The 12,946-nt window shown below is 32.4% G+C and carries 10 protein-coding genes; 2 read left to right on the forward strand and 8 right to left on the reverse strand.

The genetic code is table 11. The features are described from left to right. Window positions 1-614 precede the first annotated feature (614 nt). Window positions 615-2,060 carry a D-alanyl-D-alanine carboxypeptidase family protein gene (locus tag BKP37_RS09880; RefSeq protein ID WP_071309444.1) on the forward strand — a complete coding sequence of 482 codons (1,446 nt, stop codon included), beginning with the start codon at window positions 615-617 and terminating at the stop codon, window positions 2,058-2,060. A gap of 136 nt (window positions 2,061-2,196) precedes the next feature. On the opposite strand, the gene BKP37_RS09885 is transcribed toward BKP37_RS09880, so the two are convergent. From BKP37_RS09885 to BKP37_RS09920, 8 genes are all read right to left on the reverse strand, one after another. Next, window positions 2,197-2,418: a YdbC family protein gene (locus BKP37_RS09885; RefSeq protein ID WP_071309445.1), complete on the reverse strand. Its 222-nt coding sequence runs from the start codon at window positions 2,416-2,418 to the stop codon at window positions 2,197-2,199. A gap of 33 nt (window positions 2,419-2,451) precedes the next feature. Then, window positions 2,452-3,441, reverse strand: coding sequence for a sodium-dependent bicarbonate transport family permease (locus BKP37_RS09890; RefSeq protein ID WP_071309446.1), 990 nt, complete (start codon window positions 3,439-3,441; stop codon window positions 2,452-2,454). Between the two features lie 453 nt (window positions 3,442-3,894). Next, entirely contained in the window at window positions 3,895-4,095 is a 201-nt protein-coding gene (locus BKP37_RS09895; protein ID WP_071309447.1) for a hypothetical protein, read from the reverse strand. Window positions 4,096-4,194: 99 nt separating this feature from the next. After that, on the reverse strand, window positions 4,195-4,794 hold the full coding sequence (locus BKP37_RS09900) for a response regulator transcription factor (protein ID WP_071309448.1): 600 nt from the start codon (window positions 4,792-4,794) through the stop codon (window positions 4,195-4,197). Then, window positions 4,791-5,933: a sensor histidine kinase gene (locus tag BKP37_RS09905; RefSeq protein WP_071309449.1), complete on the reverse strand. Its 1,143-nt coding sequence runs from the start codon at window positions 5,931-5,933 to the stop codon at window positions 4,791-4,793. The genes BKP37_RS09900 and BKP37_RS09905 overlap by 4 nt, the downstream gene beginning before the upstream one ends. Before the next feature lie 162 nt (window positions 5,934-6,095). After that, window positions 6,096-7,166 (reverse strand): Delta(5) desaturase DesA, encoded by a 1,071-nt coding sequence (gene desA, locus BKP37_RS09910; RefSeq protein ID WP_071309450.1) that lies wholly within the window; start codon window positions 7,164-7,166, stop codon window positions 6,096-6,098. Window positions 7,167-7,408: 242 nt separating this feature from the next. Continuing rightward, window positions 7,409-7,954, reverse strand: a complete 546-nt coding sequence (locus BKP37_RS09915; RefSeq protein WP_071309451.1) for a shikimate kinase — start codon at window positions 7,952-7,954, stop codon at window positions 7,409-7,411. A 486-nt stretch (window positions 7,955-8,440) separates the two neighbouring features. Beyond that, window positions 8,441-10,780 carry a bifunctional diguanylate cyclase/phosphodiesterase gene (locus BKP37_RS09920; RefSeq protein WP_071309452.1) on the reverse strand — a complete coding sequence of 780 codons (2,340 nt, stop codon included), beginning with the start codon at window positions 10,778-10,780 and terminating at the stop codon, window positions 8,441-8,443. Between the two features lie 645 nt (window positions 10,781-11,425). On the opposite strand from BKP37_RS09920, the gene BKP37_RS09925 reads away from it, so the two are divergent. After that, window positions 11,426-12,247, forward strand: coding sequence for a formate/nitrite transporter family protein (locus BKP37_RS09925; protein ID WP_071309453.1), 822 nt, complete (start codon window positions 11,426-11,428; stop codon window positions 12,245-12,247). Window positions 12,248-12,946: the final 699 nt, after the last annotated feature.

Consider the following 12,946-nt stretch of genomic DNA (forward strand, 5'->3'; position numbering starts at 1 on the left):
GTTTCTCTTAAGTTTTTATTTGGAAGTCTTAATGCCCCTTAAGAGATTGATGAAACGATAGTTATAGTTTTACACGCTTTGTGTCTTTTTTGTGAAATTTTGATAGAATATATAACAAAGGTTTTTAGACTTTTCTATTTATTATCTTTTTTATACTTTTTTGTTACAACGCAGTATAAATGCCTAAACACTTGATAAGATCACATGATTTCAAGTGTTTAGGCATTTATTTCTACTTAAATATTTCGTTTACTCTAATTTCATGGTTAACTATTGTACTTCAAGGGTTTACTTATTATTTGCAATTTTGACTCGGGTTTACTCGATTCACACTCCATTATGTTCGATCATCACTCCGTTGTGCGCTATGCTACACAGGTTATGCACGATACCACCTATTTTTTGAGTTTCTCCACTCCAACCACATATAACATAAGAATTTGGTAGCTGATCCATCGTCTTAATTTATTGTAAAAAATCATTTATCTAACTCTATTCGGGCATTTATATTTCTACTATAATAATTATTAAAGTATTATCATGGAATAACCCAAATTTACCTTCCATATATTCAATCAATCATAAATATGAGCTACTATTAGGGAGGCTGTTGAGTGAGAAAAGTTGTTGCTAAGATGATTTTTATTATTTTAACATGTGGTTTTATATCTACCCTTGTTCCAGAAGGTTTAGTTGTACAAGCGGCAAAAAAGGAAACTATCGTCGCTCAAGTGGAACCTTTTCTTATTGATAACAGTACTTCTAAACACCCACAGATTACTTATCAGGGCTCAACATTTTATCCCCTGTCAGAGTTCTTAACTATTTATAATGGTAAATTATATATCGAAAATTCTAAGGCTTCTTTTACGTTACCCTTGCAACTTAATAACGGTATTAATTCAACACCATATATTGACCCAACTAAAATAAGACCTATCGCAAAGCAGATAGATTTCAAAGAAACTGTTCAAGCTGAAGCTGCGATTATTATTGAGAACAGACCAGAAAATATATTTTTCTCAAAAAATAGCAATGAAAAATTATATCCAGCAAGTACTACAAAGATCATGACTGCTCTTCTTGCTTTAGAACTTGGAAATATTTCTGACACAGTTATTGTTTCAGAAGAGATTGAAAGTATTCCATTTGATAGTTCGAAAGCACATATCAGACCTGGTGATGTCTTAACTCTTGAACAATTATTATACGGATTAATGGTACCTTCGGGAAACGATGCTGCAGTTGCCGTTGCTTGCCATATTGCTGGTTCAGAAAAGAATTTTGTAAAAATGATGAATGAAAAAGCAATGGAAATCGGAGCTGTAAATACACAGTTTGTTAATTCACATGGTTATCATGATCCTGACCAATATACAACTGCTGAGGACCTTGCAAAAATAGGACTTTACGCTGCTCAATATAAAGATTTTCTTCCTTTAGTTAGTACTCCTACCTATAGGGCCAATTTTCACCGGGAAGATGGAGAAGTAGTCGTCCGTAACTGGAGAGCAACAAATCAACAAATAAGAAAACAGAGTCCATACTATGACGAGACTATCATTGGTGGAAAAACTGGGTATACAAGTGCGTCAAAACATACTTTAGTTAGTTTCGCTAAAGAAAATGGTTATGATTATGTAACAGTTATCCTTCAAGGCCACCCATATGAAAGATACGTAGATACTTCTAAACTCTTTGAAAGAGCGATTACAGAAAGAACGATATATAACGAAACAAACAAGCAAAGGATTACTATTGAAAATCTTAACTCTACTTTAACCTTTGGCAATAAAGTACTGGCTAACTATGAACATATTTTTATGTATAAAAATCAACTGTATGTTAATGAAAACGTATTACATCGTTTTCTAGATGAAGTAAACACAATTAATAAAATTAGGTACAATTTAATCCTACCTATGCTAAAAGACAATCTTTATTTACACAATGGTAAGTTTCCTTTGCAATTTCGATCAATCCATGGAATATATAATCATAGGTTAGATTTTTTTCAACAGAAAGAAAAAGACATTTTATCAACTGCGTTAAGTAGATAAACAGTTTACATTTCATAAATCATCATTTTTACAGCTTGGTTTTGGTAGTTATAAAATTCAATCAGTTAAATAATATTCCCTATGAAAATGGCGTATCAAACTGTGATTAGTTTGATACGCCATTGCAAGTTTATTTTTATAGTTCCATTTTATTCAAAATCCCTTTAAGTTCTAGTAGTTCTTCTTTAGATAAAGTAATTCCCTTACCCATTTTTTTATAATCGGAATCCCAATCCCGTAAATCATACTTTGGTTGACGATCATTCCAGCTTATTAAATTTAATTCTTTTTTCCAGCCTTTTGCGTTTTCAGAGACCTTACCAAATGTCTCAATAATTTCATACTTAATTTCTGCCATTATTTTTCATCCCCATATCCTTAATCTATCTTCTTAATATAGCATTGTAGCAACCCAATAAAAATATGGGATGCCTATAATTAGGTTGAATGGTAACGTTAACCCAAGTGCTGAGCCTAAATATATCCCAGAACTAGCTTTTGGAATAGCTTGTTCTATCGCGGCCGGAGCCGCTATATAGGACGCACTTCCCGTTAAAATTGCCAGAATAAAGGCACCACCCAAAGATAATCCAATAACGTTACCTACAAGTACACCTATCGTACCACCAATAATTGGTAGAATAAAGGCAAACATAAAAGAGAGTGGGTTTAATTTTTCCATTTGTTTAATACTTTGTGTCGCAATCATACCCATGTGTAATAGGAAAATACATAGGACCCCATAAAATAAGTCCCCGAATAGTGGTTGAATTTTTATTAGACCATCGGTATGAGCGACAAACCCTATAAAAATCCCCCCTAGTAATAAAAAAATACTTTTTCCAAAGAATGCTTCCTTTACAACATGTTGCAAACTCGAATTAGGATTGTTTGTTTCCTCCCCATTCTTTTGCACATACATTTTATAAAAAATAATCGCTAAAATAATTGCAGGACCTTCCATAATTACTAGTATCGCTGACATATAAGCTTCATAATATACAGCAACCTTGTCTAAAAAAGCTATACCTGCAACAAAAGTGACCGCACTTACTGAACCGTAGTGAGCAGCAATAGCCCATGAATTAACTATAGAAAACCGGAATAATTTTTTTACAACAAAATAAGCAATAAATAACATCAGTATACTTAAGAAAACCGCCGCAAAAATTGCAGGTAGCATTTCCGAAAATGAAACATTTCGTAGTTCAACTCCACCTTTAATACCAATTGTAAATAATATAATCATTGTATATCCAACATAAAAAGCTGAAGGAACTTTGAGATCAGAGTTTACCAACACTGCAAGAATACCCATCAAAAAAAATAAAATCATCGGCGATAATAAATTAGCGTAAGCAATTTCCACGATTTGCCCCATCCAAACACCTCTTTCCACTATTTTTTAACACCAAATGACTATTGGTATTGTTTACTAATATGAACTTATCATACGACCTTTTTTGTATTAAAACAATTTAATTGATTGGTTGAATTTCATAATTACCAAAACCGGGCTGCAAAATCTGCTCTTCAATCAGTAGGGTTTTAAGTAGGATAAATCTATTTCAACGTTACAAACCGTTCATTGTAACCAAATTCTTAATGGCGTGAATTATGAAAATTCATTTTTTTCATAATCCATTACAAACGGATAATTTTTATATCCATAACTTATCTAAATTTACGCGATTGAAATATAAGTATTGCCGTTACACCCTTTTTTACAATAATGTGACTTTACAATAGGAGAAAACCCTTATTTAGCTAATGACATAAATGCTAAACAAGGGTTACTACTGCTTATTCCTTTTTCTAATCAAGATAGAACCGCTTAGAATCTCATTTCATCACCGGTAATCATATATAAGAAAAACAAGCCAAAAACAAGTGTTAATGCTATACGTATTCCTTTAGAATAATGGCCAAATTTCCATAATGCATAAATCCCAACTGGTGGCATTAGAATTAATCCAGCCCAGGCAAACCACAGTTCTTTGTAAAATCTATTATCTTGGTGTTGATCTTGTCTCATAGTATCCTCCAACTAAAGGTGTTTGCCCTTATATTAAGTCATTTTCACTAAAAATACTACAAAGATAATGCAATATCAAAATATATATAATAAAAGTCTTTATTTAAACCAACCTTTTTCTTTGAAGCGAGTAATTGCCTCGATCCGGTTACTCACTTCTAATTTATCAAGGATAGATGATACATAGTTTCGCACTGTTCCTGTTGTAATGAATAAATTACTGGCAATCTCTTTTGTACTCTTACCTTCAGACATTAGAACTAGCACTTCACTTTCCCTGTCTGTTAATGGATTTTCTTCACTATAAACCTCATCAACTAATTCAGGTGCATAAATACGTTTCCCACTCATGGCACTTCTAATGGCACTAGTTAATTCATCACTTGGGCTATCTTTCAGCATATAACCGTATACTCCTGCCTTTAAGGCTCTTTCGAAATAGCCAGAACGCGCAAATGTAGTTAAAATAATGACCTTACAGCCAAATCCTTTTAGTTCTTCTGCTGCTTCAAGTCCACTTTTTCCTGGCATTTCGATATCCATAATACAAATGTCTGGTTTATGCTGTCGTATTAACTTTACAGCTTCTTCTCCATTTCCGGCTCTCCCTACAACTGTCATATCTTCCTCTAGATCAATTAATGCGCTAAGTGCTCCAAGTAGCATTTTCTGGTCTTCAGCAATGACAATTTTAATCATCCTTCTCCCTCTCCTTCTTTCATTTGCTTGAAAGCGTTAGGTACTTTGATCGTTACGGTAGTACCTAAATTTGAGTCAATATCTAAACTTCCGTTTACAAATTCGAGCCGCTCTCTCATACCCTGTAAACCGTTTCCGCTCATATTTTTAAGGGAATTTCCCATACCTACTCCATCATCTATTACTCTTACAACAAGTTCATTTTGTCTAGGTTCAATGACTACTGAACAGTTAGCAGCATTACTATGTTTAACAACGTTTGTAACTGCTTCTTTTATACACATACTCACTACATTTTCAGCAATGAGTGATGTGTTCGTTAATTTTGGATTTCCTTGTAAAATAAATTTTATTTCCGCAGCTTTTAATATCTGTTTGACACGAAATATTTCATCTTCTAACTTTGTCCCACGCATTTGTGTAACCATTTGTCTTACTTCCTTTAATGCAATTCTAGCCGTTTTATGAACGTCTTTCATTTCTATTCGAGCTTGCAATGGATCTTTATTAATTAATTTTGACGCAAGATCGCTCTTTAATCCAATTAATGAGAGCTTTTGCCCCAAAGTATCATGTAAATCTCGAGAGATTCTTTGCCTTTCTTCTAACTTAACTAATTCGGATATACGCTTATTAGCATCATTTAATTTCCCTTGAAGTTCATCTTCTTTATTTTTATTATAAGTACTAACCGGAAGAAGAATAACAGCTATTACACTAAGAACAACAAATGGCAGTTGTGTTATTAAGACTCGATAATGAGTTGTAACCAAACCATAATAAATAGTAGAAAATGTACTAATTAGTAAGATAATATATAGAACGATAAACGCAACTTTATTTTTAAGATTACCTGTAAAAAATGCTAAAAAGAGAAAGAAGTAAATATACCCAAATAGTAAAGCCATGGCAGCTGAAATACCAATTTGGACACTCGTCCCAAAGTAAACGAGCCATCCTTTAGACACAAAGGATAGCACATAGCATATAAAGAAACCAATAATCATAATAATTCCTATAATAATTTGTGGGGTTGATGAAGACTGAAAAATAAAATAAAAAGGGAGAATGTAAAAAACGACCCAAACATAAGGACTAAGTCCAGTATTTTCAAGAAATTTCTGTTTTAACGCTTTCACAAGTACTCCCGCCTTTATTTCTTATTTTTATTGCATTAATGAATTTCGTTATTAAGTATTCTCGCCACTAAGACGCTATATCTAGTTACTTAGAACCGTTCATAACTAGATATATATTCATGCGGCTCATTTTTGAAATTATGAAATCCAACAACACAACTGTTAATTTGTTTTCCTAGCAAATCGAACATCTGCTTTTTCATATTGTACTTTATTATTTTCTATCGTACCATTTTTTCTAAAAATATGTTTTATATCTTTAAAACTTACAAAGTTTTTACTTTCTTCGTCCCAGAGACGATAGCTTAATGATTTCAAACTAGTTTTAAGTGAAATAGTTGTTGCTTTTTGAAGTGGAACTGCTGCATTATGTGCTTTTTCTAAATTATAATTAGGAACACGAGGACTTAAATGATGAACATGATGAAATCCAATATTCCCAGTAATCCATTGCAGAAGTTTTGGCAACTTATAATAAGAACTTCCTTCAACTGCGGCTTGAACAAAACTCCACTCATCGTCATTTTCAAAATAAGATTGTTCAAATTGATGCTGTACATAAAATAACCATATGCCAAGTAATCCCGCCAGGAAGAAAATTGGCCCTTGAATCATCACGAACGCCTTCCAGCCAATTAACCAAACCAGAAATACATATAATGCTACAATTAATATATTTGTAAGATAAAGGTTCAATCTTTCTTTTCGTTTTGCACCTTTCCGATTAAAACGGTATTCAATTAAAAACACAGCAATTGGACCGATGCACAGCATAATAAATGGGTTGCGGTAAACACGATACGTAATTTTACGCCACAGTGGTGAAGCCATATATTCATCGACAGTAAGAACCCACATATCTCCAGTTCCTCGTTTGTCTAAGTTTCCACTCGTCGCATGATGTACAGTATGAGTATACTTCCATTGTTGATAAGGAACTAATGTTAATACTCCAGTAAGAGTACCTACTATATCATTAGCCGTTCGACTTTTGAAGAACGATTGATGGCAACAATCATGAAACAAAATAAACGTTCTTACCATAAAACCTGCAGCAACAATTAAAATTGGCATTGTCAGAAAATAGGATATAGAAAGACTCAAATATGCTACGTACCACAAAATAAATAACGGGCCAATTGTGTTAACGATCTGAATAATACTTGAACGTAGATCAATTTTCTCATATGGAGCCACATCTTTTTTTAAGGTTGCTATTTTTTTTACATTCATTTCATTATTCCCCCTCTAAACTCCGAACTTAACAACATAAACACTGTATTTATTATAAAAAACTAATGTCATAACATTAAGTCATAAACGTCAAGTAGTGGACATGACATTTGTCATATAGTATCACAGGTTAGAATTGGCTAATGAAGGGAAACTGTCAGTAAAATCTTTAGAAAACCCATCAAAGAAATTAGCTCATAAAAATAGAGAACAAGCGATTTAGGCATTGTTCTCTAAACTGGCTAATCATATAATTCAAACCCTAATTTTAAGGTTTCTACAATGTAATCAACTATTTCTTGAATTTCTTGGTTGTCCGTTTCTATCTTCGAATGATGTGCTAAATATATCTCCTGTCTATCATTAAATAGTTTTTCTATTTCCTCTATTGATTTCCCCTTTAAAACCGGACGACTATCAATAATTAAACTTATTCTTTCCTTCCAAGATTCCCATGATAAATCTAAGAAGAAAACAATACAGTTGGACAAGCATGTTTCTCTTATTTCTTCTTGTAAAAATGATCCACCACCAAGAGAAATAATCTTCAGCTTTTGTTTAGATAGGTTTATTATGACTTCTTTTTCTTTCTGTCTAAAGGCTTTCTCGCCAATTTTTCCGAATAATTCCGAAACCGGCATTCCATATTCTGCTTCTATCACTTGATCAATATCGATAAAATCACGGTATAGTTTTTTTGCAACAAGTTTTCCAATCGTCGTTTTACCTACACCCATAAACCCTATAAAGACAATACTCTTTTCTCTTATAGCCATGTTATTTGTCATTATTTCTACCCCACCTAATATATTAGAATGTATATAATAACCGTTCGAAATTTTCAATTTATTTAATAATCACTTTGTTAATAATAACTTAATTAATCCAGTAAAACTAGTCATATTAGCAGTTATCTTTGTGAAATATGTTGCGTCAAGAATTAGGAAAGATCAAATTGTACTAGCTATGGGTATCTATTTATTTTGAATGATGCTAATAAATCAAGAAAATTTTAATGTTAGTTGTATAAATTTTATCTATAAAAAAATCCCAATTTCAACCCGAAGAGATTAATTTCAATGTATTTACGCTTAAAAATCTTTTACAAAACTTAGCATTAAATAAATGTAGGTCTTATCGCGAAGTTAAAAGTGGGAGAATAATCAAAAAGCTGTTCCAAAAAGATGCAGTTACCTTAAATGATACGTTAATAGAAAATGGTACATTCTTCTATTAATATATTTTAGGCGACATTTCTTGGACAGCCTCTTTATTTATATCGTTTCCTTAAGTAATGCTTCAAGTTGATCAGATTTGACGGGTCTACTAATCAAATATCCTTGTACTTTATCGCAGCCTTGTTCCTGTAAGAATTTGATTTGATCTGGTGTTTCTACTCCTTCAGCAGTAGTAGCAATATTGATCGTTTTAGCCATATTGATTATAGTCGTAATAATGGTTTTGGCATTTTCATCGTGAAAAATTCCATTTACAAATGAACGATCAATCTTAAGTGTATGAATAGGAAACCTAGTAAAGTAAGCTAAAGATGAGTACCCGGTACCAAAGTCATCAATTGCAATACGAATCCCCATTTCTTTCAACTTCCTCATTTTTACTAACTTTTCTTCAACCATGGTCATAGCATTTGTTTCTGTAATCTCTAGTTCAAGAAACTGAGGTTGAACTGAAGTTTCCTCTAAAATGTTTTTTACCATCTCAACAAAATTTGGTTGATCAAATTGTATAGTAGAAAGATTTACCGAAACGAACATTGATGAGTGACCTGCATCATGCCATTTTTTCGTTTGAACTAACGCTTCCCTTAAAACCCATTTTCCAATATCAACAATGAAACCAGATTGTTCTGCGACTTCGATTAATTTAAGTGGAGAAACACTTTCAAATTGCTCGTGTTTCCACCTAATCAGTGCTTCTGTCCCAATTATCGAATTTGTTTTCATTTCAACAATTGGCTGATACACTAAATACAATTCCTTTTTTTTGATCGCATGATAGAGAGCATTCTCTATTTTTTGTTCTAGCTTGATCTTTTCATTAATTTCAAGATCATAAAACTGATAACGATCACCGCCCTGTTTTTTCGCTTGAGTCTTAGCGATATTCGCTTGATTGACAACATCTTCAACAGGAGTCAAATAAGTATCCATAATAGCAACACCAATGGAAATTTTTAAGTGATACTCATTTTCCTTAACTTTCATCTCGGTTCTACACTGAACCCATAATCTTTCAATTCGTTTCTCTAGTTTCTCTAAAGATTCTTCCCTTAATAATAAAATAAACTCGTCACCGAAATTCCTGCCTATTCCTTCACCAATTTCTATAAAACCTTGAAGTTGATAAGCTAACTTTTTAAGAACTAAATTACCACCTTTATAACCGCTTAAACTATTAATGCGTTTGAAATCATCAATTGAAATAACCGCAATGGCAATAACTAAACCTTTATCTTTTAGTTGTTTTACTTTATAAGGTAAATCTAATAAAAATCCATTTAAATTATATAAGTTAGTTAATGTATCATAGTATGTTAATTTTTTAATTTGCCTAAGCATTTTATTAAAACTTTTAGCTGCCATACCTATTTCATTATTTACATTTTCATTAGCAACTACATTTAAATTACCGGTTTCTGCTTTATCAAAAACTTGTTTTAGTTTAAGGATAGGTTTTGAAATAGAAGTCGCATAATAAAAAGCAAATATACTCATAGAGAAAATACCCAAAACAAAAAATAAAATGATCTTTAAACGAGCATTACTAATTTCCCCTAATACTTCTTCATTATTTATTGTTAGAAGTAACGTCCAATCAGGTGATCCTTCAATTGATTTGTAAAAAGTAAACATCTCTTTGCCATGAAAATCCCTATACTTAAACCACCCTGAATCTTCTTCCTGTTTTAAAATAACGTTATCGTTATTAGTAGGTGGTATCAGTTCTGAAATATGTCTATGATATCCAATTGATTGGTCATGATGTGCAACTATATTGCCCTCTTTATTAACAATCCATGCATAACCTGTTTCCCCTAGATTAATGCTTTGGACAACGTAATTAAGAAATTTATTAGATAGAACAATGTTAACTAACCCGACTAATTCTGCATTTCTTTTGACTTCGTGGGAAATGATGACAATTGGAACATCTCGATCTGCATAAGGACTAATAAAGGGTTGTGATATCCAATTGGGTCTACCTTCTAAAATAACTTTTTGAAATTGTTCTTGATCTGATATATCTATGTAGTCACCCTTTGTTGTCCAAGCATTACCATCTAAATCAGCAATGGTCATGTTTCTATGTTGCCCCTCAACGACTAAATGCGGCAAGTAATTTTGGATTTTTTCCAATTCCATTGATTGGATAATAGGAGATTGTGATATAATTTTCGTTTCAAAGAGGAACTTTTCTAGTTCTTTTTGAACTTCATCAGCTCTAGCTTTTGAAATTTCTTGAAATTGAACTAACATATTTTCGGGTAGTCTATTTAATTCTTTATCCACTACATATATTAAAAAACCAAACAAAATAAGCAATCCGACTAACAAATATATGAGCATTTGACTTCTAATCGATTTGATTATCACATTTGTTCTCTCCAATCGCTATAGTTTTTTAATATCTTATTGATTTCCCCTGCATTTATTAACATTTGATTAGTTTCATTATACTAGAGTTATGTGAATTTTTGTCGATATTTGCTCTTTTTTCCTCAAAATAAAAAAACAGTAGCACAGTTATTTTACTGGCTATCTGCTTTATTGCTTTTGATTTACCACGTTTGCTTGGTAGGGCCTTTGTGGTTTCTCTTCTTTTTTAATGGGTCTTGATCTCTTGCTTCAAAATGACTAGGGTCAATCGGTATAATGGCATCTCTAATAAATTCTTCATTGATCGCATTAAGAATTATGTGAGAGTTGATCTCTTCAATAATGTTTGTACCTTTTTGGATTGATGAAATTCATTCATTTAGGAAAGCTTTAAAAATGCTAACACGAGACTGTAAACTTCAAGAAACTAATTTAGTGCTTATTATTTTCAACTCCTTTTCATTGTTCACCTAACTTTAACAATGAAAGCGTTATGTATTTGAAGGGATTTTGAACCTTCAAAACTTTTGATTCCCTTAATGTTTTTTGTGTGATAAAGTAATGATTATCTTAAACCTATACCACTTTCCTTCATTAATGTAGAAGCGAAAGTTTAACAAAAAAAAGAAAGGTGAATATACAATGGAAATTGTCGCTCTTTCAAAAGTTGAGGAATTAGCATTAAAAAAACAAAAGGTTTACTTACAAAGTCGAATTCGCTATCTACTTAGATCAATGTTAGCTAGCCTTTTTATTGGTTTTGGAGTTATTGTCGCGTTTAAGACAGGAAACCTTTTTTATTTAGAAGGTTCGCCATTAACGTATCCAATGGCAGCCATTACCTTCGGTGGTGCAATCATTTTAATTGCCTATGGAGGTGGGGATTTATTTACAGGGAATACATTTTACTATACTTATACAGCACTCCGGAAAAAAATGAACGGAATAGATGTTGTAAAGTTATTAGCTATGAGCTATGTTGGTAATTTTCTTGGTGCAATTTGCTTTGCCATTCTTATTTATTTTACTGGTCTTTTTAATGACCATTCCGTTAATAGCTTTTTATTATATGTGACTGACCAAAAAATGAACACTCCTTGGCTAGAGTTATTCTTTCGTGGAATTCTCTGCAATTGGCTAATTTGTCTTGCATTCTTTATCCCTATGACGCAAAAGGATGAAGGGGCTAAAATTTTTACAATGGTTTTGTTTGTTTTTTGTTTCTTTATATCTGGTTATGAACATAGTATTGCTAACATGTGCACGTTCGCTATTGCATTAGTTTTAAATCATCCAGATACAATTTCATTAAACGGATTAATACACAACCTTGTTCCTGTAACTATTGGAAATATTATTGGTGGAAGCTTATTTATGGGCGTGTTCTATTATTACATGAATACTCCTAATCAAACCGAAGAAGTGGTACAACAAAGAAAAGAGAAGGTTAAAGGAATTATCTAAAATTAACTAGAAAAGCGCAAGCGCCCTTGCTCATCGACGTAATAAGCTGGACTGAGTCGAGCGAGATATAGGAGAGTCGAAAGTCGTTAGACTTTCGTTCTCGACTTATCGTAGACGAGACGAAGGAAGCTTTCTAGTCGATAGGGCGCTGAAGCTAGACAGTTTCTAAGTTAGAAATTTATAAATTCTGGTTATACAAAAAAAGAAAGAAGGTCCTTCTAATAGGTACCTTCTTTTTCGTTTCTTTAATGATAGTCATTTTTTTTATTAGCACTACCACTTGTTTTATGTTTATTTCCACTTTTTTGTTTCTTATTATTTTTATTATTATGGTTTTGCTTATTATTACTCATTCGTATTCCTCCTCCTTTTCCAATGAGCCTCATAGCCTTACTAATAACAAAGACGAATGCCACTTAAATTTGTAAAGAAGGATGATCACTGGTTGTGACCACCCTTCTTATTCAACCATACACCCTTAACATCTATTCAAAAATAATGATCTAGGGCCGTAACGATTTTTCTTTCCCGTAGACACCTCATTTCATAGAGTTTCTGAGTATTGAACGAAACTGTTCAATGTAATCACACACCCTTGAGAGATATTACGTTTCAAAAAATATTTACTTTCCTTACATCTGTTTGAATAGTTCATGGATTGTATGGTTATTCGAAAAGGACTCTGTCCTCTTCAAATAT

It is taken from the genome of Anaerobacillus alkalilacustris (assembly GCF_001866005.1).
Classification (GTDB): Bacteria; Bacillota; Bacilli; order Bacillales; family Anaerobacillaceae; genus Anaerobacillus; species Anaerobacillus alkalilacustris.

Coding starts and splice junctions, on each gene's coding strand:
- BKP37_RS09885 (WP_071309445.1), bottom strand. CDS start 2,418: ATGGCAGAAATTAAGTATGAAATTATTGAGACATTTGGTAAGGTCTCT.
- BKP37_RS09890 (WP_071309446.1), bottom strand. CDS start 3,441: ATGGGGCAAATCGTGGAAATTGCTTACGCTAATTTATTATCGCCGATG.
- BKP37_RS09895 (WP_071309447.1), bottom strand. CDS start 4,095: ATGAGACAAGATCAACACCAAGATAATAGATTTTACAAAGAACTGTGG.
- BKP37_RS09900 (WP_071309448.1), bottom strand. CDS start 4,794: ATGATTAAAATTGTCATTGCTGAAGACCAGAAAATGCTACTTGGAGCA.
- desA (WP_071309450.1), bottom strand. CDS start 7,166: ATGAATGTAAAAAAAATAGCAACCTTAAAAAAAGATGTGGCTCCATAT.
- BKP37_RS09915 (WP_071309451.1), bottom strand. CDS start 7,954: ATGACAAATAACATGGCTATAAGAGAAAAGAGTATTGTCTTTATAGGG.
- BKP37_RS09925 (WP_071309453.1), top strand. CDS start 11,426: ATGGAAATTGTCGCTCTTTCAAAAGTTGAGGAATTAGCATTAAAAAAA.